The organism is Sulfurisphaera javensis, from assembly GCF_041154675.1.
GTDB classification, from domain to species: Archaea; Thermoproteota; Thermoprotei_A; order Sulfolobales; family Sulfolobaceae; genus Sulfurisphaera; species Sulfurisphaera javensis.
Map to the genome: position 1 here is coordinate 2,234,162 of NZ_AP031322.1, position 22,131 is coordinate 2,256,292.

At 33.6% G+C, this 22,131-nt stretch carries 22 protein-coding genes; 16 read left to right on the forward strand and 6 right to left on the reverse strand.

The genetic code is table 11. The features are described from left to right. Positions 1-25: 25 nt before the first annotated feature. Both lpdA and ACAM25_RS12425 read right to left on the reverse strand, forming a co-directional pair. Positions 26-1,384 carry a dihydrolipoyl dehydrogenase gene (gene lpdA, locus ACAM25_RS12420; protein ID WP_369610017.1) on the reverse strand — a complete coding sequence of 453 codons (1,359 nt, stop codon included), beginning with the start codon at positions 1,382-1,384 and terminating at the stop codon, positions 26-28. A 2-nt stretch (positions 1,385-1,386) separates the two neighbouring features. Next, positions 1,387-1,767: a hypothetical protein gene (locus tag ACAM25_RS12425; RefSeq protein WP_369610018.1), complete on the reverse strand. Its 381-nt coding sequence runs from the start codon at positions 1,765-1,767 to the stop codon at positions 1,387-1,389. Between the two features lie 35 nt (positions 1,768-1,802). Here ACAM25_RS12425 and ACAM25_RS12430 point away from each other — a divergent pair, with 35 nt between their 5' ends. After that, on the forward strand, positions 1,803-2,438 hold the full coding sequence (locus tag ACAM25_RS12430) for a hypothetical protein (RefSeq protein WP_369610019.1): 636 nt from the start codon (positions 1,803-1,805) through the stop codon (positions 2,436-2,438). On the opposite strand, the gene ACAM25_RS12435 is transcribed toward ACAM25_RS12430, so the two are convergent. From ACAM25_RS12435 to metG, 3 genes are read right to left on the reverse strand one after another with little or no spacing between them, the layout of a single operon-like run. Further along, complete coding sequence (locus ACAM25_RS12435; protein WP_369610020.1) at positions 2,361-2,999, reverse strand: 7-carboxy-7-deazaguanine synthase QueE; 639 nt, start codon at positions 2,997-2,999, stop codon at positions 2,361-2,363. The two genes, ACAM25_RS12430 and ACAM25_RS12435, sit on opposite strands and share 78 nt — an antisense overlap. After that, entirely contained in the window at positions 2,977-3,957 is a 981-nt protein-coding gene (locus ACAM25_RS12440; RefSeq protein WP_369610021.1) for an NOG1 family protein, read from the reverse strand. Before ACAM25_RS12440 ends, ACAM25_RS12435 begins: the two co-directional genes overlap by 23 nt. Further along, positions 3,951-4,292 (reverse strand): methionine--tRNA ligase subunit beta, encoded by a 342-nt coding sequence (gene metG, locus ACAM25_RS12445; protein ID WP_369610022.1) that lies wholly within the window; start codon positions 4,290-4,292, stop codon positions 3,951-3,953. The genes ACAM25_RS12440 and metG overlap by 7 nt, the downstream gene beginning before the upstream one ends. Positions 4,293-4,399: 107 nt before the next feature. Here metG and purC point away from each other — a divergent pair, with 107 nt between their 5' ends. The 15 genes from purC (at position 4,400) to lysX (ending at position 21,500) form a co-directional block, all read left to right on the forward strand. Further along, a complete protein-coding gene (gene purC, locus ACAM25_RS12450; protein ID WP_369610023.1) occupies positions 4,400-5,104 on the forward strand; it encodes a phosphoribosylaminoimidazolesuccinocarboxamide synthase in 705 nt (234 codons plus the stop codon). Between the two features lies 1 nt (position 5,105). Beyond that, positions 5,106-5,375, forward strand: a complete 270-nt coding sequence (purS, locus tag ACAM25_RS12455; protein WP_369610024.1) for a phosphoribosylformylglycinamidine synthase subunit PurS — start codon at positions 5,106-5,108, stop codon at positions 5,373-5,375. Next, entirely contained in the window at positions 5,356-6,024 is a 669-nt protein-coding gene (gene purQ / locus ACAM25_RS12460) for a phosphoribosylformylglycinamidine synthase I (protein WP_369610025.1), read from the forward strand. The genes purS and purQ overlap by 20 nt, the downstream gene beginning before the upstream one ends. Next, complete coding sequence (purL, locus tag ACAM25_RS12465; RefSeq protein WP_369610026.1) at positions 6,021-8,135, forward strand: phosphoribosylformylglycinamidine synthase subunit PurL; 2,115 nt, start codon at positions 6,021-6,023, stop codon at positions 8,133-8,135. Before purQ ends, purL begins: the two co-directional genes overlap by 4 nt. Beyond that, positions 8,132-9,463: an amidophosphoribosyltransferase gene (purF, locus tag ACAM25_RS12470; RefSeq protein ID WP_369610027.1), complete on the forward strand. Its 1,332-nt coding sequence runs from the start codon at positions 8,132-8,134 to the stop codon at positions 9,461-9,463. The genes purL and purF overlap by 4 nt, the downstream gene beginning before the upstream one ends. Next, a complete protein-coding gene (locus ACAM25_RS12475; protein ID WP_369610028.1) occupies positions 9,464-10,675 on the forward strand; it encodes an amidophosphoribosyltransferase in 1,212 nt (403 codons plus the stop codon). It abuts the gene before it with no gap. 1 nt (position 10,676) lies between these two features. Next, positions 10,677-12,110 (forward strand): phosphoribosylamine--glycine ligase, encoded by a 1,434-nt coding sequence (purD, locus tag ACAM25_RS12480; protein ID WP_369610029.1) that lies wholly within the window; start codon positions 10,677-10,679, stop codon positions 12,108-12,110. Next, a complete protein-coding gene (gene purM, locus ACAM25_RS12485) occupies positions 12,104-13,063 on the forward strand; it encodes a phosphoribosylformylglycinamidine cyclo-ligase (RefSeq protein ID WP_369611689.1) in 960 nt (319 codons plus the stop codon). The genes purD and purM overlap by 7 nt, the downstream gene beginning before the upstream one ends. Positions 13,064-13,119: 56 nt before the next feature. Continuing rightward, positions 13,120-13,566: a hypothetical protein gene (locus ACAM25_RS12490; protein WP_369610030.1), complete on the forward strand. Its 447-nt coding sequence runs from the start codon at positions 13,120-13,122 to the stop codon at positions 13,564-13,566. 98 nt (positions 13,567-13,664) lie between these two features. Continuing rightward, positions 13,665-13,811 carry a ribbon-helix-helix domain-containing protein gene (locus ACAM25_RS12495; protein WP_369610031.1) on the forward strand — a complete coding sequence of 49 codons (147 nt, stop codon included), beginning with the start codon at positions 13,665-13,667 and terminating at the stop codon, positions 13,809-13,811. A 90-nt stretch (positions 13,812-13,901) separates the two neighbouring features. Beyond that, a complete protein-coding gene (locus ACAM25_RS12500; RefSeq protein WP_369610032.1) occupies positions 13,902-15,074 on the forward strand; it encodes an argininosuccinate synthase in 1,173 nt (390 codons plus the stop codon). After that, positions 15,074-16,411: an argininosuccinate lyase gene (argH, locus tag ACAM25_RS12505; protein WP_369610033.1), complete on the forward strand. Its 1,338-nt coding sequence runs from the start codon at positions 15,074-15,076 to the stop codon at positions 16,409-16,411. The genes ACAM25_RS12500 and argH overlap by 1 nt, the downstream gene beginning before the upstream one ends. Further along, a complete protein-coding gene (gene carA, locus ACAM25_RS12510; protein ID WP_369610034.1) occupies positions 16,398-17,513 on the forward strand; it encodes a glutamine-hydrolyzing carbamoyl-phosphate synthase small subunit in 1,116 nt (371 codons plus the stop codon). The genes argH and carA overlap by 14 nt, the downstream gene beginning before the upstream one ends. Continuing rightward, positions 17,506-20,655 (forward strand): carbamoyl-phosphate synthase (glutamine-hydrolyzing) large subunit, encoded by a 3,150-nt coding sequence (gene carB, locus ACAM25_RS12515; protein WP_369610035.1) that lies wholly within the window; start codon positions 17,506-17,508, stop codon positions 20,653-20,655. Before carA ends, carB begins: the two co-directional genes overlap by 8 nt. Beyond that, entirely contained in the window at positions 20,652-21,500 is an 849-nt protein-coding gene (gene lysX, locus ACAM25_RS12520) for a lysine biosynthesis protein LysX (protein ID WP_369610036.1), read from the forward strand. The genes carB and lysX overlap by 4 nt, the downstream gene beginning before the upstream one ends. Here the strand turns inward: lysX and ACAM25_RS12525 are convergent. Further along, positions 21,488-22,075, reverse strand: a complete 588-nt coding sequence (locus ACAM25_RS12525) for a haloacid dehalogenase (protein WP_369610037.1) — start codon at positions 22,073-22,075, stop codon at positions 21,488-21,490. The genes lysX and ACAM25_RS12525 overlap by 13 nt on opposite strands. Positions 22,076-22,131: the final 56 nt, after the last annotated feature.

A 22,131-nucleotide genomic window follows, 5' to 3' on the forward strand; every position in this document is an offset into this window, starting at 1 on the left:
ATGTGTTTAAATTAAAGCCACACTTTTAATAAATTTCTCCAACTATAGCTCTTTGTACTGCTTCTATTATTATTTCAGATATTGTTGGATGCGAGAATTGGACCTTGTAAAGATCTTGGACTTTTAGTGATAACTCCATTGCTAAAGCAATAGTGTTTATCACTTCCGTAGCTCCTTCACCAACCATATTAGCTCCTAAGATTTTTCCATCTTCTCCTATTATAACTTTTAAGAATCCTTCAATTTCATTAACAGTCCATGCTCTAGGTATATCTTTCATATTTACTTTAATTTCTCTAGCATTTATATTAGCTTTCTTTAGTTCTTCTAAAGTACTTCCTACAACTCCAATTTCTAGATCAGCAAATATAGAGGATGGTATATATTTAGGCATCTCTGAGGTTTTTCCACCTATGTTGTCTCCAGCTACAATACCTTGTCTCCATGCCTTTGTTGCAGAAAGAGGGACTCCAGCTACATCTCCTACAGCATAAATTTTTGGATTACTTGTCCTAGCTCTATTATCTACTTTAATATAACCTCTTTGATCTGTTTCAACTTTAATGTTTTTTAAATCAATTCCATCTGTAACTGGCTTTCTTCCTATAGTTATTACCGCTAGATCACCAGAAATTTCTTCCGTTGAAGAAGGTGTTTGAGCCGTAAAAACTACTTTATCATCTGTCTTCACAATTTTAGACTTTGTATTTACATAAATTTTTACTCCTTTTTCTTCTAGTCTTTTCTTTACTTCATTAGCAATTTCTATATCTATACCTGGAACTGGAAGTAATCTAGGCATAAGTTCGATTATAGTAATATTCTTGTTTAATGCTCGAAATAAAGTAGCTAATTCTACTCCAGCTACTCCTCCACCAACTATTATTATGTTATCTGGTAAATTTGGCATATTCATTGCAGTCCATGGATCTACTACGTTTTTCCCATTTAATGGGAAATCGGGTAAAGATAAAGGTTCAGAACCAGTAGCAATGACTATGTTATCAGTAGTATAAGTCTTTCCACTAACTATTACTTCTCCTTCATTCTTTATTTCACCTTTACCTCTAATAATATCAACGTTATATTTCTTTAGAACTTGCAATAAATTATCTTTAATTCCATTAATTATTTGGTTCTTGAATTTATTCATCTCAGCATAATCAATTTTTGCTGTACTTGCTATCCATGATGATTTCATAATCTTATTTACTATTTTTGCCGAATCAATTAGTGTCTTTGAGGGGATACAAGCTCTATTTATACATTCTCCTCCTATCTCACTTTTTTCTATTATTGCTACTTTTTTTCCTAGTTCTGCACTTCTTATGGCTGTTGCTAAACCTCCTACTCCTCCACCTACAACAATCACATTATAATCCATTATTATCTCTTGTTTTTACTTATTAGATAAGATTTAAGCTTATTTAAAGTGTAAAGTAAATCCTTATGCAGATTATTCTTTTCTTTACTTTCACATAAGGACAAAAATTCTAATTCAGTGTACACTCTATACTTAAAATAAATATCCTCTAATGATATAGAAAGATTAATATAATCTTTAGCAAATTCTTTTCCTTTTTCACAATACTTATATATAAAGCTTAAAATTCCTAGATCAATTAATCTTTTTCTATCTTTTCCTACTAGTATAATTCTAACCCCTATAGGTATATTATTATCTAAATATTCTATGTTTATCTCATTTTCATTAATTTTTATTACAGCTTCCTCTTCTTTTAAGAACCTTTGTACAATATCATCCACAATATTTTAAAGTTTTGATGAACTAAAAAAGTAAGATGAATGAGTGGTACACTTATAAGCAAAAAGCTTGGGAAAGGATATTGAGAGACAAAGAGATTGGTTATCTTGATCCAGATATCTTTGATACTCTAGAAGTATTCTTTAAGAGAAAAGACACATTTACTCAGAGCAGTTGTAGTGGAAGAATAACTATTGTAGATGCAGAGATGCCATGGGAAAGGAAAAATTCTACTATAGTTTTCAAAAATCATTTAGGCATAAATGTAAACGATCTTCTAGAGACTATAATTAAGGGTAAAGTTCACAACTTATGGTTAATTGTTCAAGGACCTATATTTCATGTTTATACAAGAACAAATGAGGAGGCATGGGAAATATTAAAAATAGCGAGGCAAGTAGGATATAAACACAGTGGAATTTTAACTACTAACGAAAAGGGAATTTTAGTAGAACTCAGAACCGGAGTGAAAATGGTTCATTTGCTTAAAGAAAAATATGATGATAATGAGGCATACGAATTAGTCAATATTGCAAATAAGGTTTTACAAAAAGGTAAAGAGAAGCTTAGAAAGCTAAAAGAAAGCTTAGAAGATTCATTGAACCCCAATAATTCTATGCAATTGAGGCAAGACTCTGAAAGGAAGTCCGAGTTGCAATACAATATCAGTTAAGTCTCTTAAAGATTTAATATATTCTCTATTTCTACCGTCAGGTTGTAAAATCACCTTTCTAGGATTTATGTTATTCTCTTCAACAAATTTAACAACCTCCCCTAGATCTTTTATAGGATTGACAATAACAAACTTATAATATGTAGCCCAATCATCGTCCTTGAAGTTATACTTAAATTTATATCCAGAATTTGATAATTTTGGTGAAACTGAGAAAATGTCTACTAATTCTCTTAATTTTGCTGGTGGTTTTATCGTTCCACTAGTTTCAATTAATACCGTGTGGTTATAAGACTTTAAAGTCTCAACTAGAGGTAAAATATCTTGAAGTAAAGGTTCTCCTCCAGTAATTGTTGTGAAATGGATGTTTACGTTTATTTTACTTAAGATTTCCTCGATAGTTAATAATTTTCCCTCGTATTTATGCCAAGAGTATTTAGTATCACACCAAATGCATCTTAAATGGCATCCAGCAAGCCTAATGAAATTAGAAGGAGTACCTATTACCTCTCCTTCACCTTGTATTGATGTAAAAATTTCACTTATCCAATATTTGTTCATTTTGTATTAGGGTAATAACATAATTTAAAAGTGTATCTAAACCAATACCTTTCTCAGCACTTATTTCAAAGGCTTTTTCCTTTATTTGCCCTTTGATTTCTTCATATAATTTTTCATTTTTGTCATCTATTTTATTAAGTACAGGAATTACTTCTTTATTCAGTTGCTTTATTTCATTATATAAATCTAGTTGTTCTTTTGACGAATACAAAGAAGAATTAGAAACATCGAAAAGGAAAATGATTATTCCATTTAAGTTCTTTATAGCATTAATAGCCTTAAGTTCAATCTTATTTCTCTCACTCATTGGTCTGTCAAGTATACCGGGGGTATCAATAACTTGAATTTTTAGTAATCCAGTATCTATATGTCCGACGTGAATTTCTTTAGTAGTAAATGGGTATGAAGCCACTTCTGGCTTTGCTGATGATATCTTACTAACTATCGTGCTTTTCCCAACGTTAGGTGGTCCAGCAACTATAATAGTTGGAAGCGTAGGGTCTATAGATTTTAATTTCTTTAATTGTGTCGCTAAATCTATTACCCAATCAATGCATTGTTTTCTAGCCCTTAGAATTGAACTAACCCTTCCAATGCATTGTCTCATTAATCTGTTTGCTTCCTTTTCATCTGACGTTTTAATTAACTTCTTATATCTTTCAATTACTCTTAATGATAACATAACTCCCCTATTCATTGCCCCTAAGCATATTTTTACCTTATTAATATCTGCTAAAATTTCAATACTCTCTCTATAAAAAGGATGTAAATTTTCTATTCTAGGAAATTGTGAAATAAACTCTTGATATTTCTTGAGTTGTTCAGCATAAAATGAGATTCTTTTTATTTCCCTTTCTTTTACAGTACTCTCACCTATTTTAGGTATTCTATCTATAACTATCTTTATTAAGTTCTCTGTTTTCGGTGGTATTTTTATGTTTTCAAATGGATTTAACATACCTTAGTTCCTGCGGGTACTTCCCCATCTACTGTTAGAATTCTGGGCTTTATTCCTTTCTCTTCATCTTCTTTACATCCAGCAGCTAAAATCATTCCTTGGCTATCAAAGCCTCTTATTTTTCTAGGTTTTAGATTAGCTATAACTATTACTCTTTTTCCTATTAATTCCTCTGGTGTGTAATATTCTGCTATTCCAGAAATAATTTGTTTAGTCTCACTCCCAAGATCTATCATTAATTTTAGTAGCCTAGTTCCTTCAATTCTTTCAGCTGATTTTACAATTCCTACTCTTAAATCAAGTTTTGCGAAATCATCTATTGTAATTTCACTCATAGGGGTAAAGTTAAACAGCTAAATAATGAGTGTTCGTTTACTTAGTTAAGTAAAAATACTATGAAATAATGCACAAGTTTTTTATACCGCCTATGTAAAGTTGACATATGGAATTTTCAAAGCTTTCTGAAGGAAAGACAAAAGAGGTTTATGATTACGATAGTTCTCACGTCCTTCTAAGGTTTAAGGATTCTATTACGGCTGGCGATGGTGCAAAGAAAGATGAGCTTCCAACGAAAGGTATTCTTAATGCCCAGACATCTGCGCTTTTATTCAGACTTTTAGAGTCAAAAGGAATAGAAACTCATTACGTAGGAATGTTTGATGAAAGAACAATGATTGCTAAAAAACTAAAAATGATACCAGTTGAAGTGGTACTAAGAAACATAGCTACTGGAAGCATAGTGAAAAGATTACCTATCAAAGAAGGGGAAGTATTTGAACCACCGATAATTGAGTTCTTTCTAAAGGATGATGAGAGACATGATCCCATGTTAAATTATTACCACATGGAGCACTTGAAATTAATGAATAGAAAAGAGGCGCAACAAATAGAAGAAATTATGATGAAAGTAAATGACATACTTTATCCCTTCTTTAAGAGTAAGAGACTTATCCTTTATGACTTTAAATTAGAGTTTGGTAGGCTAAGTGATAAGCTAATAGTTGGAGATGAGATAACCTTAGATTCTATGAGAATTAGAGAAGAAGGAACAGGAAGAATTCTAGATAAAGACCTATATAGAAAAGGAGCTGACTTAGAAACAGTTAGGAAAGCTTACGAAGAATTCTTTAAAAGGATAAGTGAGTAACATGATATATTACGTTGAGCTTATAATAACTAATAAAGAAGGAGTAAGAGATCCAGAAGGAGAGACAATTCAGCGTTATGTAGTAAGTAGATTTAGTGACAAGATTACAGAGACAAGATCCGGAAAATATCTTCTCTTCAAAGTAGTTTCAAACAACAAAGATGAGGCCATAGAATTAGTAAAAAAATTGGCCGACGAATTGAGATTATATAATCCAATAGTACATAAAATAGAAGTAAAGGTGAATAGAATTGAAGACGGCAGTAATTAAATACCCTGGTACTACTTGTGAGATTGATGTGTATAAAGCGTTATTAGAAGCTGGAGTTAATGCTGAAATAGTTAGATATAAAGATTTTGATCCAGATAAATTTGACGCTGTAATCTTGCCAGGAGGTTTTAGTTTTGGGGATTATTTGAGGGCTGGAAGTATAGCTGCTAGTACTGAAACTATGAAAAAGGTTAAAGAAATGGCATTGGAAGGAAAAACTGTTATTGGAATATGTAATGGTTTCCAAATATTAGTAGAAAGCGGACTGTTAAAAGGGGCATTATTACCTAACTTAAGCTTACGTTTTATTAGTAAGTGGGTTTACTTAAAAGTTGTAAGGTTTGATACTCCATTAACTCGTGGTTTGAATAAAAATGTTATTAGAATGCCAATTGCTCATGCCGAAGGTAGGTTCTATATGGATGACATTGAAGAAGCAAAAAGACTAGCAGTATTATTATATTCAGATGAAAATGGAAATGTTGATGAGAAAGTTAATCCTAATGGTTCTATCCTTAACGTTGCATCAATTGCAAATGAGGAAGGAAATGTAATAGGCATGATGCCTCATCCAGAAAGAGCCTCATTTAAGTTAACTTCACCTTTTGGAGATACTGATGGACTTCTTCTTTTCAGGGGGTTAAAATGAAAATAACTCTTTCACCTTATGAGATGGAGCTTGTTAGAAAACAATTAGGTAGAGAACCAAATGAAGCTGAATGGCTTACCATAGATGCCTTATGGAGTGAACATTGCTCATATAAATCATCAAAAGTGTTTCTAAAGAGTTTTCCAAGTGAGGGAGAAAGGGTAGTAATGGGGATTGAAGATTGGCAAGATGCTGGAGCACTAGATATAGGTGATGGATGGGCAATAGTTCTAAAACTTGAAAGTCATAATCATCCTTCAGCTATTGATCCTTTTAATGGAGCAGCTACGGGTGTAGGAGGAATTATAAGGGATATTATAAGTAAAGGAGCTAGGCCTATTGCTTTACTTGACATGATAAGAGTAGGCCCTCTTAACAATTCAAGAAATAGGTGGCTCTTAAAGAACATAATAGCCGGAATAGGGTTTTACGGCAATAGTATTGGAGTACCAGTCGTTGGTGGCGAATTAGATTTTGATGAGTCCTATACAGATAATCCTTTAGTAGATGTTGCCGGTGTCGGAGTGGTTAGAAAAGATAAAATAATTCCTAGCGTCATTAAGGAACCTGGATTAAAGATTATAATAGTGGGTTTAACTGGTTTAGATGGACTTGGGGGAGCTTCTTTTGCCTCCAGAAAGCTTAGTGGGGAAGATGAAATAGGTGCTGTTCAAATAGCTGATCCATTTGCTGGTAAAATTGTGCTTGATGTTACTCTCGAGGTTGCTGATAAAGTTGAGGCAATTAAGGATTTAGGTGGTGGGGGATTAGTTGTTGGAATAACTGAGATGGCGAACGGTTTTGGCGCAATAGTAAATCTAGATAAGGTTCCATTAAGAGTTAAGGATTTAAGACCAGAGGAAATATTAGTATCTGAAACACAAGAAAGAATGCTCTTTGCGGTAAAAGATGAAAATGTTGAAAAGGTATGTAAAGCATTTGAGTATTATGAATATCCTTGTGCTGTAATAGGAGAGTTTACTAAAGAACCTTATATTAAGTTCCTCTATAACGGGAGAGAAGTAGTTTCACTACCCTCTGATTTACTATTGTCACCCCCAAGGTTTGTATGGGGGGCAAAGAAGGTCAGGGAAAAGAGATTGAATGAGACTAAACCAGAAGTTGGTTTAGAGGAAAGTGTTAAAGCTGTTGTGTCAAGAATTCTAAGTAAGGAGTGGGCGTATTCTCAGTTTGATTATGAAGTTGGAACTTCAACAGTTTTAAAGCCCGGAGAAGCTGATTCAGCATTAATTTCTCTTCCAAATGGTAAACTTCTTGCTATAAAAGGAGATGCTAACCCAGATTTATGTGCTGAAGATCCTTATGAGTGTGGAAAATCTATCGTTGCAGAAGCTTATCGTAATTTAGCATCAGTAGGGGCTATAGGAATAGGAGTTGTTGATCACTTACAATTTGGTGACCCGAGAAAACCTGATGTGTATTATTCATTTGTCGAAGCAATAAGGGGTATTGCTGAAGCTTCAAAGTTTTTCCAAACACCAATCGTAGGAGGAAAAGTTTCATTTTATAATGAAAATAAAGAGGGAAAACCAATAAAGCCAACCCCTCTTATAGTAATGGCTGGTTTAGTTAAAGATAAGTTTCTAAGAAATAGTGTGGTTGAGGATAGTTACATAGTTCAAGTAGGCTTTACTAGAGATGAAATGAGAGGTTCTCTCTTTACAAAGTTATTTGGAGTTTATGGTGATGTTCCAAAGACCAGGCTAAATGAAGATTATTTAGCCAGTCAATTGATTGTGGATGCTATTAATGATGAAAAAGTAATTTTTGCTAAGGATATTAATAAAGGTGGATTAATAGGGGCTATATTTTCCATCCTAGTTAAAGGAAAGGGAGTAGAGTTAACACTATCTTCTATTCCGTCTGACACGGATGATTGGGTTCCTAAGCTTTTCTCAGAAAATAGTGGAAGGTTTATTGTTTTAACAAATGACCCGGATTACTTAATGAGAAAAGCTAAGGGAATATACATTTCTGTAGTGGGAAAAGTTACAAAGAATTATGGAATTCTAGAGATCGATGATAAGAAGATAAATCTAGATAAAGAGATTGAGAATTACTATAATTACCTTAATGAGGTGATGTCATGAAAATAAAAGAACATTGCGGTATTGTAGGTGTTTATGCTGATAATTCAACTTTTATAACTTATGAGAGTTTAAAATTATTACAACATAGAGGGCAGGAATCAGCTGGTATTACTTATTTAAAAGACAATAGACTTGTTACAGTTAAAGGTTTAGGATTAGTAGAAGAGGCACTAGATTCAAGGCTTTTAGTTAATGCTAAATTATCGATTGGTCATGTAAGATACTCTACCACTGGTAAAGGTTCATTAGATGAGGCTCAGCCCTTAAGTAATGGTGATATAGCAATAGCGTTCAATGGTACAATAACAAACTATTACAAATTTGGTACAAACACAGATACGGAGTTTATTATGAAAGTGATTTCAGAGGCAAGCAATATTAAGGAAGGAATAAGGAGACTAGTTGATTTAGCGGACGGGGCTTATTCATTAGTTATAATGACTAAAAAAGGAGAGTTGGTCGGGTTTAGAGATCCTAAAGGTTTTAGACCTTTAGTTTTAGGCAAGATAAATGATGGATATATAATTGCTTCTGAGGATTCTGCAATAAGACAATTAGGAGGTAAGCCTTTAAGAGACGTAAAGCCTGGAGAGATGATTTACATTAAGGATGGTGTAATAGAAAGTGAAATAATCTCCAGAGATAAAGTAAGCTTTTGCTCTTTTGAGTATATCTATTTTGCTAGATCAGATTCTATAATAGATAATGTTCCAGTCTACAATGCTAGAGTTAGATTGGGAGAAATATTAGCTGAGAATCATGGGGTAGATGCTGATGTAGTTATTCCAGTTCCAGAGTCCTCAATTCCCATAGCTATAGGTTTTTCAAGGAAATCAAAGATTCCCCTAGAGTACGGTTTAGTAAGGACTTTAGTAGCTAAAAGATCATTTATAATGCCTACTCAAGATAAAAGGAATGCAATAATAGAAGAGAAGTTTGGAGTTGTAAGAAGCGTGATTGAAGGGAAAAGGGTTGTTATAATTGATGATTCAATAGTAAGGGGAAACACCATGAAAAAGATTGTTAAAATGGTTAAAGATAATGGAGCTAAAGAGGTTCACGTAAGAGTTGGTTCACCAAAGGTAAAGTACCCTTGTTATATGGGTATTGATTTCCCACTAACGAAGGAGCTAATTGCAAATGACAAAGATGAAAAACAAATTGCTGAATATATTGGTGCAGATTCAGTAGAATACTTAACAGTAGAAGAAATGGTTAAAGCTATAGGAAGGGAGGATTTATGTCATGCCTGTTTTTCTGGTATATATCCTCTTAAATTTTCATATGATTTTCGTCACCTAGAATCTGTGTTTAAAAAGGTGAGTTAAATGGCGGGAATAATTGGTGTTTATGCATTCGATAAGATTTGGAATGTAAGTAAATTTTTATATTATGGTCTAATAGGTTTACAAAATAGAGGCTATAGCTATTCTGGATTAGTTGTTTTGAAAGATAATTTTAAAGCTATTACGAATGAGGGGGCACCAGAAGATATCACTTTGCCTTCAGATATTGATGGATGGGCTGGAGTTGGGTATACTGGTAGTAAGATTAGTTATCCGATTATTACTGATTATGGTACGTTAGTTGTTGACGGCATAATTAAGGGAGACATACAAGAGATAGCAAAAGGATTATATAAAGAACCAGAAAAAACCTTAAGAGATATACAAGGAGTTTTTTCTTTAATATTTTTAAGTAAAGATGGTAGACTGATAGGTTACAGAGATTCATACGGGATTAAACCTCTAGAAATAGGAGGCTTTGGATTTGACTTAGCAATATTGTCCTCAGAAACTTCTGGGATAACAGTAATAGGTGGAGAATTCAGAAGGGAGATAAAGCCTGGTGAGGCGGTATTTATTGATACTTATCAAATTTCTTATACTCAAGTTGAGGAAAGTAAGCATAATTATTGTGCTATAGACTTAATATATCAATCGAGGATTGATGGGTTTGTATTCAACAGATACATATATGAAACTAGAGTTAAGATAGGAGAACAACTAGCTGAGGAGAAAAGAATTGATGCAGATGTCGTAATAGGAGTACCAGACACTGCCTTACCTTTTGCAATAGGCTATTCAAAAAGGACTGGAATTCCCTATGATTTAGGATTTACAAGAACAGGAAGTCCAATAAGAACTATGTTAGCCTCAGACGATTTCTTAAAAGTAATTGGAGTTCAGCTTAAGTTAAATCCAATTAAATCCGTGGTTAAAGGGAAAAGGGTAATATTAATTGATGACTCCATGGTTACCGGAAGAACATTAAAGAATACAGTATTTAGCCTTAGAAGCCTTGGGGCAAAAGAAGTTCATGTACTTATAGGAAGTCCAAAATTGATCTCAAGATGTCCTTATGGTATGGAAGTCCCAGAAGAAAAGGATTTAATAGCAGCTAACTTAACTGATGAAGAGATAGCAAAAGTAATTGGTGCTGATTCTATTTACTGGTTAAGTCTTGAAGGGTTGTATAAAGTTCTTGGTAAGAGTTTATGTGTAGGTTGTATGACTAAAAAGTATCCTAGGGTGATTTAAAATGAAAGTTCTATTAGTTGGGGATGGGGCAAGAGAAAACGCGTTAGCTGATGCGTTAGCTAGCTCTCCAAAAGGATATAAGGTCTATGCGATCTCTTCTTACATAAATCCGGGTATAAAAGAGGCAGTAGATAAAACTGGTGGAAAATATTTCAAAGGAGATATAAATTCTCCAATTTTTGTGAAAGAAATAATAAAGGAAGTTAATCCAGACTTTGGAGTAATTGGGCCAGAGGATCCTTTATTCCATGGAGTTGCTAATGCCTTTAGAGAAGAAGGTATTCCAGTTGTTGGACCAGATAAAGAGTGTGCAATGATAGAGAAATCGAAGGTTTGGATGAGGGAATTAATGTGGAAATATAATATCCCGGGTAGATTAAGGTTTAAAGCATTTGAAGATATACGAGATGCAATAAATTTTATCCTAGAGTATGGTGGATCAATTGCTGTTAAACCTTCTGAACAAATAGGAGGAAAGGGAGTAAAAGTAGTTGCAGATCTACAAGCTTACTTATCAAACGAAAAAAGGAATGCTATTACAAAAGGAATTGATGGAATTGCGAGTTATGTTAATGATAAAGTAAAGGTAATAATAGAGGAAAAGGTAGACGGTCCGGAATATACTCTTCATGTTCTAACTGACGGATATACTCAATTACCATTACCATTAGCTCAAGATTATAAGCACGCCTATGAGGATGGAATTGGTCCAGAGACCGGGGGTATGGGTTCTATATCTGGTCCAAATAATGGTCTTCCATTTATAAATGAGGAAGAGTATGAGAAATCCTTTGAAATTGTAAAGCTAACAGCTGAGGCAATAAAGAAAGAGGTGGAAAAGGATTATATAGGAATTTTATCTGGACAAATGATGCTTACCGGAGTGTGGGGTCCTACAATAATTGAGTATTATTCCAGATTAGGAGATCCAGAGGCTTCTGCTATAATTCCGAGGATACAAAGTGATTTCGGGGAAGTTTTAGAACTTTTAGCTACGAGAAGATTAAGTAAGGCTAAAATAGAAGTTAATCCAACGCCTTCAGTAGTAAGAGCCGTTGCACCATTAGGCTATCCACTAAATAAAACGATGGCTTCGAATCATGTTATTAACGTTGACATGCAAAAACTTAAAGAATTAGGTTGTAAAGTTTATTTTGGTTCAGTTTCTTTAGAAGGTATGCAATTAATTACTAAAGGTTCAAGAGCTCTAGAATTAGTTGTAATTGATAATTTTGATAAGGCTTCTGAGATTCTCGATAAATGTTTTAATTATGTTAGCTCGAATACTAAATTAATATTTAGACATGATATAGGAAGAACTATTCAAGATCAAGTCGAGAAAGCAGAGATTGTAAGATATACTTACAAATCGAGAGAGAGAAAAGGCATTCTAGGAGCCTCCGCGGATTGGTCACCAAATGGTGGTCTATGGTGAGTGAGTATAAAAAGGCTGGAATTGATTTAAATAAACTAAAGGATTATCATAATCTTGCTTCAAACATTTTTTCTAACTCTGGTGTTTTAAAAATTGGACATTATGCTGGGGCAATAAAAATTGGCGACAAGTATTTAGCCATACATGTTGATGGAGTAGGCACAAAGACTATTTTAGCGTTAAAAACGGGAATAATTGAACCTACTGGGATTGATTGTATTGCTATGAACGTTAATGATCTAGTTTGTGTTGGTGCAAAACCATTAGCTGGTGTTGATTATTTAGCATTAGAAAAGCCAATGGATGATGTAGTAGAAAAAGTGATGAAGGGTCTAAAGTTTGGAGCCGATGAAGCTCAAATAGAGATAGTTGGTGGTGAAACTGCCATAATGCCTGGAGTAATAACTGGATATGATCTTTCTTGCTCAGTTATAGGCATAGCTGAAAAATTGAAAACTGGTGAAGATGTGGAGCCTGGGGATGTTGTTTTAGGATTGAAAAGCAATGGCGTTCACTCTAACGGATATTCTCTAATACGGAAATTGATAGATGAAGGGAAGCTTTCGCTTAAAGATTGGGGAGAAGAACTAATGAAACCTACTAGAATATATTCGTCTTCTGTAATACCGATCTTAGATAAAATAAAAGCTTTAGCTCATATTACTGGTGGTTCATTTTCTAAGCTAAAAAGAATAACAAACTATAGGATTAATCTAAAAATGCCAGATCCACCCGAAATTTTTAAAGCAATTGAGAATTCTGGTGTACCTCATTTTGAAATGTATAAAGTTTTCAATATGGGTATAGGCATGATTATATTTGTTTCAAAGGATCTTAAAGATGATATAATTGAATTTTTGAGTAAAAAAGAGACTGTGTATGAACTAGGTTATGTGGAAAAAGGCGAAGGGATTAAAATAACGACGTATAAGAACGAAATTCTCTATATATAGCATTTAATGAAGTCCTTTTAAACTCTGGCGATAATATAGCCTTCTAGTGATTAAATATGAAACAAATGGATACAAAATCTTTGGTAAATTATATAGCATTAAAGATACTAGGTGGTAGCGACTATATATTAGATGCACTAGAAGAATATCTAGTCAAGGGAGAAGGGCCGGCCTCAGTTGCATATAAGTATCAGATATCAAAACATCAGCTTAGGGGTTATGCTCAAAGGATTATTGAGAAGAGTGGTAGCGAGGGCAGAGCAAGAAAAATTATTCCAATTATTAAACAAATTGCTAGTGATATTAAACCAATAATTAAGAAAAACGAAAAAGATCTTTATGTTTGTGAAATATGTAAAGTTACAGTTCCGAAAGAAGATACAGAAGAACATGTGAGAAAATACCATAAAGACATACTTACAGCTACTATGAAGACAATGCTTGAAAGACTAGAACAGTATAAGAAGGATAAACAAACCGTAATACTTACTTCAGTAAGTTAATGGATTTTTATTTTATCCTCGCATTTTTTAAAGTTGTTTAGTTTTCCTACATCAATTTTATACTTTTAAACAACATTTGGTATTACTATATTGAGAATATGAAAAAGGTTGTTAGTGTTAGGCTTAGGGAAGAAATTGTTGCAACTATTGATGAATATAGTAAAAAAATGAGTTTTCAAAATAGAACTGATTTTCTTAAAAAAGCTCTAGAATTTTATATGAAGAAAAGAATGAGCGAGGGCTAAAGGACTCCTTTAACATTCTATTTTTAGAGAAGACGTTTTTTTCATTATCCTCATAGTTTTTAAGTTATTCCATATATCAACAAAGCCGATATGAAAATAGTTCTTGCATACTCTGGTGGGTTAGACACAACGGTAGCAATAAGATGGCTAAAGGAAACCTTTAACGCTAACGTTATCACAGTTACTGTAGATGTAGGGCAAAAAGATAATTTTGAAGATATAGAAAAAAGAGCATATATTGCTGGTGCATTAAAACATTATACAATTGATGCAAAAAAGGAATTTGCTGAGAATTTCATTTCGTATGCAATTAAAATGAATGCATTATATGAAGATGTATATCCGTTGTCAACAGCATTAGCAAGACCATTAATAGCCCAAAAAGTAGTAGAAATAGCAAAGAAGGAGAACGCTGAGTACATAGCTCATGGTTCAACATCTAAGGGAAATGATCAAGTAAGATTTGACTTAGCTGTTAAAGCTCTATATCCAGAAGCAAAAATAATTGCGCCAGCAAGAATATGGAATATGACTAGAGAAAAAGAGATAGAATTTGCTAAAGAAAGAGGTATTCCGATAAAAACAGAAAGCAGTAAATATAGTATAGATGAAAACTTATGGGGAAGAAGCATTGAAGGAGACGATATATCAGATCCTTCAAAAGAAGTTCCTGAAGATGCTTTTGAGTGGACTAAAAAGAGAAATTCCGGTAAATTAACATTAAGCATAGAATTTAATCAAGGAATTCCTGTTTCAGTAAATAATGAAAAAGTAGACTTAGTTAAACTTATTCAATTATTGAATGATTTAGTTGGTTCGTATGGTTTTGGTAGGGTAGAACATTTAGAAAATAGAGTTGTTGGATTTAAATCGAGAGAAGTATATGAAGTTCCTGCAGCTTTAGTCTTGATAAATTCACATAAAGACTTAGAGAAGACTGTGTATTCCCCGTTAGAATTAAGGTTTAAGAAAATGATTGATGCGCAATGGTCAGATTTGGTTTATCAAGGCTTATGGTTTGAGCCATTGAGAGAGACGTTGCAATTAGCTGGAGATAATTTAAACAAATGGGTAAGTGGCGAAGTTAAAGTTGAGATTGAAGGAAATGGAATGAGAATACTAGGAAGAAGTTCAAAGTACTCTCCATTCTCAGAAAAAGTAGCAAGTTATAATAAGGGTTGGTATCCTACAGACGAAATGGCAAGAGGATTTATTGAAATTTATGGTATGCATTCATTGCTTACAAGACAGGTGAGAGAGTAGTGGTTCTTTACAGAAAATGGGGTTCAGAAAAAGATTACGTTTCAACTTATACTTCTTCTATTGAAAGTGACAAGGAAATACTAGAGGAAGTAAAACTTGTCATGAAAGCTCATGTTATTGAATTGTATCTTTCTGGTTATTTAAATAAAGAAATAGCAGGAAAAATAATTAGTGCAATTAATTCTTTTCATGAAATTAAAGAGGGATATGAGGATGTTCATGAAGCTTTAGAAGATTATATCATAAAAACTGTTGGAGAAGAAGGAGGGTGGGTAGGATTTGGAAGAAGTAGAAATGATCACGTTGCTACGGCATTAAGACTTAGAGTGAGAAAGTATTTGATTGATATTCTTTATAGTTTATTAGATTTAAGAAAAACTTGCATTGAAAAAAGCAAAGTAAGTAAGGAAATTCTTTTCCCAACTTATACTCATTTTCAGCCAGCACAACCTTCAACTTTAGCTCATTACTTACTTTATATAGAGGATGAATTGTATTCTATTTGGAATTATCTTTTCTCTTCTCTTTTAATGGTAAATAGATCTCCCTTAGGTAGTGGTGCTATTGTAGGTACAAATGCAAAGTTAGATAGAAAAAGAGAAGCAGAATTGCTAGGTTTTGATGACATTATATATAATACTATTTCTGCGACTTCCTCTAGACTTGATTTAATTCAATCGATTTCTAATTTATCCTTACTTATGCTGTTTTTAAGTAGAATTTCTGAAGATTTAATTTTACTCTCCTCCATGTTCATTAATTTAGTAAAAATTCCAGATTCACATGTTAGTACCAGTAGTTTAATGCCACAAAAGAGAAATGCCGTAACTTTAGAGGTTTTAAGAAGTAAGGCTGGGGAATGCTTTGGAGATCTATCTTCCCTTTACGTTATTTACAAAGGTTTACCGTCTGGTTATAATTTAGATTTACAAGAAATGAATAAGCATTATTGGAATTGCATAAAAATGGTAATTCCTTCACTAGAAGTAATAAATTCAATAATAAATGGTATTGAAGTCCAAGAGTTTAAAGTTGATGAAAAAATAACTGCTACAGATGTTGCTGAAGACTTGGCTATTACTGGAATACCGTACAGAAAAGCTTATATGGAAGTGGCTAACAAGATTAGAGCGGGCACTTTTATATCTGAAATTTCACCAAAAATTTCTATATATAAAAAAGCAGTTATAGGCTCACCTAATCCAGAATTATTAGCAGAAGAAATTAAAAATAAAGAAAACAGGCTAATAGAGGATGAGAATAAGCTTAAAAGTTATGAAGAAAAAATCTTGGGAAAATTAAATGAACTTAAGGTGATAGAAGATGATATATTGTAAGAGAGGTTACAAAGGTTACTTATACCTTGAGGACGGTACACTAATTGAAGGTTGTGGTTTTGGTGCTAGGACAATTAGGGCTGGAGAAGTGGTATTCACAACGTCAATGAATGGTTATCCAGAGAGCTTAACTGATCCTTCATATAGAGGGCAAATTTTAGTAATAACCCATCCATTAGTAGGAAACTATGGAGTACCAGAGAAACAAAGAGTAGAAGGAATATTAACTAACTTTGAATCTGAAGAAATTCAAGTGGAGGGACTAGTTGTTGCTGAAGAAACTGATCCATTTAAATGGAACTCATCTAAGAGCCTGCATGAATGGTTAGCTAGTGAAGGAATTCCTGGAATTTCTGATGTAGATACAAGAAGTATTGTAAAAAAAGTAAGAAGCCATGGAGTTATGATGGGAGTTATTGCTTCCGGATATGAGTTAGAAGATCCTAGAAAATATCTAGAGAAGAAATATGACGAAATAGATTTTACACAATTTACCTCACCTAAAGCTCCGATTGTACATTTAGGAAATAGCGGAGAAACGATAGTTTTAGTAGATTGTGGTATAAAGCATGGTATACTTTACCAGCTACACTTAAGAGGATTTACAATAGTTAGAGTACCTTGTAAGTTTACTGCTGACAAGATTATGGATTATTATCCAAAGGGGATCGTATTTGGTAATGGTCCAGGCAATCCTAATTTATTACAAGATGTCATAAAGAATTTCAAGGACTTAACTGAATATAAAATCCCTATACTTGGTATTTGTTTAGGTCATCAAGTTGCAACGTTAGCTTTAGGAGGTAAAGTAAAGAAGATGAAATTCGGGCATAGAGCTATAAACAAACCAGTGATAGATGTAACAACAAACAAGTGTTACATTACAACACATAATCACGGTTATGGAATACTTTCTAAGGAAGATTTACCTCAAAATACAAAGCTTTGGTTTTATAATCCAGATGATAGCACAATAGAGGGCTGGATGCACGAGAAATTACCTATAATTACCACTCAATTCCATCCAGAAGCAAGACCTGGACCTTGGGATGTTACTTGGGTATTCGATAAATTTAAGAAAATGGTGAGTCGAAATGCGTGAATCTGTAAAGAAAGTACTAGTTGTAGGTTCTGGTCCAATAAAAATAGCTGAGGCAGCTGAGTTTGACTATTCTGGAAGTCAGGCATTAAAGGCATTAAAAGAGGAAGGAATAGAAACAGTATTAGTAAACTCTAATGTAGCTACTGTACAAACTAGTAAAAAATTTGCTGATAGGTTATATATGATCCCCGTAACGTGGTGGGCCGTTGAAAAGGTTATAGAAAAAGAAAGACCGGATGGGATAATGGTAGGATTTGGAGGCCAGACAGCATTAAACGTTGGTGTAGACTTGTATAAGAGAGGTGTTCTTCAGAAGTATGGTGTAAAAGTCTTAGGAACTCCTATTGAAGGTATTGAAAGAGCTTTAAGTAGAGAAAAATTCAGGGAGACAATGATTAAAGTTGGTTTACCAGTTCCACCAAGTCTTTCTGCCAGAAGTGAAGAGGAAGCATTACAAAAAGCCAGACAAATAGGATATCCAGTAATGGTAAGAGTCAGCTTTAATTTAGGTGGTAGAGGTTCTATAGTTGCGTGGAATGAAGAAGAATTAAAAAGAGATATAGGTAGAGCTTTGAGCCAAAGTTATATTCATGAGGTTCTTATTGAAAAATATCTCCATCACTGGATCGAATTAGAATATGAGGTAATGAGGGATAGATACGGGAATTCTGCTGTAATTGCATGTATTGAAAACTTAGATCCAATGGGTGTTCATACTGGCGAATCTACAGTTATTTCACCTTGTCAGACTTTAGACAATAAGGAATTTCAGGATATGAGATTTATGTCAATGGATGTAGCGAAGTCAATAGATTTAATCGGTGAATGTAATGTACAATTTGCACTAGATCCTAAAGGTTACAATTACTACGTGATTGAAACAAATCCGAGAATGTCAAGATCTAGTGCCTTAGCAAGTAAGGCAACTGGTTATCCTTTAGCTTATGTCTCAGCAAAGTTGGCTTTAGGCTATAGTCTATATGAAGTATTAAATAAGGTGTCTGGATCAACTTGCGCTTGCTTTGAGCCTAGCTTAGATTATGTAGTAATAAAAATACCAAGGTGGGATTTAGCAAAGTTCGAAAACGTCGAAATAAGTCTAGCTTCAGAAATGAAGAGTGTAGGAGAAGTTATGAGCATTGGAAGATCATTCGAAGAAGCTATACAAAAGGCTATAAGAATGCTTGATATTGGTGAGCCTGGAATAGTTGGAGGAAAAATATACTTCTCTAGGATGACTAAAGAGGAAGCATTAAAACATCTTAAAGAGAGAAGACCATACTGGTTTCTCTATGCTGCTAAAGCGTTTAAAGAAGGTGCAAGTATAGATGAAGTTTACAATGTTACTGGAGTAAATAAGTTCTTCCTTAACAAGATAAAGAATTTAGTTGAGTTCTATGAAGGTTTGATTAAACAAAAAGAGATAGATAAAGATACATTACTAAAGGCTAAAAGACTTGGGTTTAGTGATTTACAAATAGCTAAAGCAGTTGGTAAGAAAGAAAATGAAATTAGGGAAATGAGAGAACAATTTGGAATAGAACCAAGAGTAAAACAAATAGACACTCTAGCTGGAGAATGGCCTGCAGTCACTAACTATCTTTATGTAACTTATAACGGGAGCGAAGATGATATAGAGTTTTCTAGTACTGGAAATAAATTACTTATAATAGGTGCTGGTGGATTTAGAATCGGAGTATCTGTTGAATTTGATTGGGGTGTCGTATCTTTACTTGACAGTTCCTTAAAGTACTTTAATGACGTTGCTATTCTTAACTATAATCCAGAAACTGTATCTACAGATTGGGATGTTGCCAGAAAATTATATTTTGATGAAATTTCTGTAGAGAGAGTATTAGATCTAATTAAAAAGGAAAAGTTTACTTATGTTGCGACATTTACTGGAGGTCAAATAGGTAACAATATATCTAAAAAACTAGAGGAAGAAGGAGTAAGATTATTAGGTACTTCTGGAAAAAGTGTTGATACAGCAGAAGATAGAGAGAAATTCTCTAAGTTACTCGATAAATTAGGTATAAAACAACCAGAGTGGATATCAGCTAGATCATTAGAGGAAGTAAAGGAGTTTGTTAATAGGGTCGGATATCCTGTTCTCATTAGACCAAGTTACGTATTGAGTGGAGCCGCAATGAAGATCGTGAATAATGACCTTGAGTTAATGGAATATCTAAAGAGAGCTACTGAGGTATCCCCAGAACATCCTGTAGTGATTTCAAAATATTTAAATGATGCAATAGAGGCTGAAATAGATGCGGCTGCGGATGGTAAAGGAGTTTATGGTGTAATATTAGAACATGTGGAAGAGGCTGGTGTACATAGTGGAGACGCTACTATGTCTATACCTTATAGAAAAATGTCAGTAGCTACAGTGGAAAAAATGAAAGAAAATGTTCACTCAATAGTTAGAGAATTAGAAATAAAAGGGCCATTTAACGTTCAATTCGTAGTTAAAAACAATGAGCCTTATATTATAGAACTAAATCTAAGAGCAAGCAGATCTATGCCATTTAGTAGCAAAGTAGTTGGTAAAAACATAATCTCGTTAGCCCTTGATGGAATATTAAACGGATTTAATACAGATGAATTTGTTGAGTTAAAATCTAAGGTATGGGGTGTAAAATCACCTCAATTCTCATGGGCACAATTAAAGGGGGCATACCCATTCCTAGGACCAGAGATGAGAAGTACTGGAGAAGCTGCATCATTAGGTATAGATTTTTATGATGCTTTGTTAAAGAGTTGGTTATCATCTAGTCCAAATAGATTACCAAACAAAGGCGGAATTGCCTTAGTTTATGGGAAAACAAACATAGACTATCTTAAAATAGCTGCAAAGAACTTAATGGAATATGGTTTAACAGTATATACTTTATCAGATGCAAGTATAGGAATTGAAGAGAAGAGTGTTAAAGAAACAATAGATCTAATCAGAGACAGAAAAGTTGAAATTCTAGTAACCGATGGTTATCTTAAACATATAGATTATGAGGTGAGGCGTATTGCCGTGGATTATAATATACCAATCATCTTAAACGGTAGATTAGGAGCTGAAGTTACAAGAGCTTTTTCTTATCCAAACATTACGTACTATGAAATAAGTGAGTATGGTGCTGGAATATGAGAGTAGCATTAATTGTTGATATTGTAAGGCAAGAGGAGAAATTAATAGCAAAAGCATTAGAAGAGAGCAAAATACAATACGATATAATAAACGTAGCCCAAGAACCATTACCATTTAACAAGGCATTAGGAAGATACGATGTAGCTATAATAAGACCAGTAAGTATGTATAGGGCTTTATATGCCTCAGCAGTGTTAGAAGCTGCTGGCGTTCATACAATAAACTCAAGTGATGTTATCAATGTATGTGGGGATAAGATCCTTACGTATTCTAAATTATATAGAGAAGGAATACCAATCCCAGACTCAATAATAGCGCTTTCTGCTGAAGCTGCTTTAAAAGCTTATGAGCAGAAAGGATTCCCACTTATTGACAAACCACCAATAGGAAGTTGGGGAAGATTAGTTTCTTTAGTTAGAGACATTTTTGAAGGAAAGACTATAATTGAGCACAGAGAACTAATGGGCAATTCAGCGTTAAAGGCACATATAGTACAAGAGTATATACAATATAAAGGGAGAGACATAAGATGTATAGCAATAGGTGAAGAATTAGTTGGATGCTACGCAAGGAATATACCACCAAATGAATGGAGAGCAAATGTGGCTTTAGGAGGAACTCCATCAAAAATAGAAATTGAAGATAAGTTAAGGGAGACTGTAGTAAAAGCTGTCAGTATCGTTCACGGAGAGTTCGTATCCATAGATATCCTAGAACACCCTACTAAAGGATATGTAGTAAATGAGCTGAATGATGTACCAGAATTTAAAGGATTTATGGTTGCTACTAATATAAACGTTGCTCAGAGGTTAGTGGATTATATAAAGGAAACTTATTCTAAATGAGCTAAGAATAGATCGTGATTTGTTTCCTCTAATAATCTTCTAAGATTGTCTATTTTTTGTCTCAAACCAGGTACCACGGCTTTTGGATATTCTAACGTCCATAGAAGTTCATATAGTTCCTCCATCATCTTATAAGTCTCTTCAGCTTCTCTTTTTTGGTCTTTTCTTAATAATTCTAACACTCTTCTTCTCATTTCACCTATTGCATCAGCTATGCCTAAAATGTAATAAATTTCTGGTATTCCTAAATCTTCAGCCGTCTTAAGTTTCTCATTAAAATACATTGAAAGAACTATTGTAGCTTCAGAAATCTCTTGAAATGCTGTTCCAACGTCACCGTAAAGCAACTCTGGGTATTCATCAATTATTTTTCTCAACTCATCAAGCCTTTGTAAAGCTAAATTGTATTTCTTTAATGCCTCTTCCTTGTTTAATCTATGTGAAAGAGATATTGTTTCACCAGAGTATCTTATAACTTCTCTAGCTATAAGCAATACTTTTTCCCTTTTATCAAATCTTTCTTGTAGCTTGGGAGATATTTTATCGATATAACTTTTTAATTCATCTGTGAGCATAAGTTAGAATTCGGTTTAAGTAATTAAAATTATGAGCCATAATTAGTAGGAAAGAA

Coding starts and splice junctions, on each gene's coding strand:
- ACAM25_RS12490 (WP_369610030.1), top strand. CDS start 13,120: ATGAAACAAATGGATACAAAATCTTTGGTAAATTATATAGCATTAAAG.
- ACAM25_RS12525 (WP_369610037.1), bottom strand. CDS start 22,075: ATGCTCACAGATGAATTAAAAAGTTATATCGATAAAATATCTCCCAAG.
- purM (WP_369611689.1), top strand. CDS start 12,104: ATGGTGAGTGAGTATAAAAAGGCTGGAATTGATTTAAATAAACTAAAG.
- carA (WP_369610034.1), top strand. CDS start 16,398: ATGATATATTGTAAGAGAGGTTACAAAGGTTACTTATACCTTGAGGAC.
- purD (WP_369610029.1), top strand. CDS start 10,677: ATGAAAGTTCTATTAGTTGGGGATGGGGCAAGAGAAAACGCGTTAGCT.
- ACAM25_RS12430 (WP_369610019.1), top strand. CDS start 1,803: ATGAATGAGTGGTACACTTATAAGCAAAAAGCTTGGGAAAGGATATTG.
- purC (WP_369610023.1), top strand. CDS start 4,400: ATGGAATTTTCAAAGCTTTCTGAAGGAAAGACAAAAGAGGTTTATGAT.
- ACAM25_RS12435 (WP_369610020.1), bottom strand. CDS start 2,999: ATGAACAAATATTGGATAAGTGAAATTTTTACATCAATACAAGGTGAA.
- ACAM25_RS12475 (WP_369610028.1), top strand. CDS start 9,464: ATGGCGGGAATAATTGGTGTTTATGCATTCGATAAGATTTGGAATGTA.
- purF (WP_369610027.1), top strand. CDS start 8,132: ATGAAAATAAAAGAACATTGCGGTATTGTAGGTGTTTATGCTGATAAT.
- purS (WP_369610024.1), top strand. CDS start 5,106: ATGATATATTACGTTGAGCTTATAATAACTAATAAAGAAGGAGTAAGA.
- ACAM25_RS12440 (WP_369610021.1), bottom strand. CDS start 3,957: ATGTTAAATCCATTTGAAAACATAAAAATACCACCGAAAACAGAGAAC.
- ACAM25_RS12500 (WP_369610032.1), top strand. CDS start 13,902: ATGAAAATAGTTCTTGCATACTCTGGTGGGTTAGACACAACGGTAGCA.
- lpdA (WP_369610017.1), bottom strand. CDS start 1,384: ATGGATTATAATGTGATTGTTGTAGGTGGAGGAGTAGGAGGTTTAGCA.
- metG (WP_369610022.1), bottom strand. CDS start 4,292: ATGAGTGAAATTACAATAGATGATTTCGCAAAACTTGATTTAAGAGTA.
- purL (WP_369610026.1), top strand. CDS start 6,021: ATGAAAATAACTCTTTCACCTTATGAGATGGAGCTTGTTAGAAAACAA.
- ACAM25_RS12495 (WP_369610031.1), top strand. CDS start 13,665: ATGAAAAAGGTTGTTAGTGTTAGGCTTAGGGAAGAAATTGTTGCAACT.
- lysX (WP_369610036.1), top strand. CDS start 20,652: ATGAGAGTAGCATTAATTGTTGATATTGTAAGGCAAGAGGAGAAATTA.
- carB (WP_369610035.1), top strand. CDS start 17,506: ATGCGTGAATCTGTAAAGAAAGTACTAGTTGTAGGTTCTGGTCCAATA.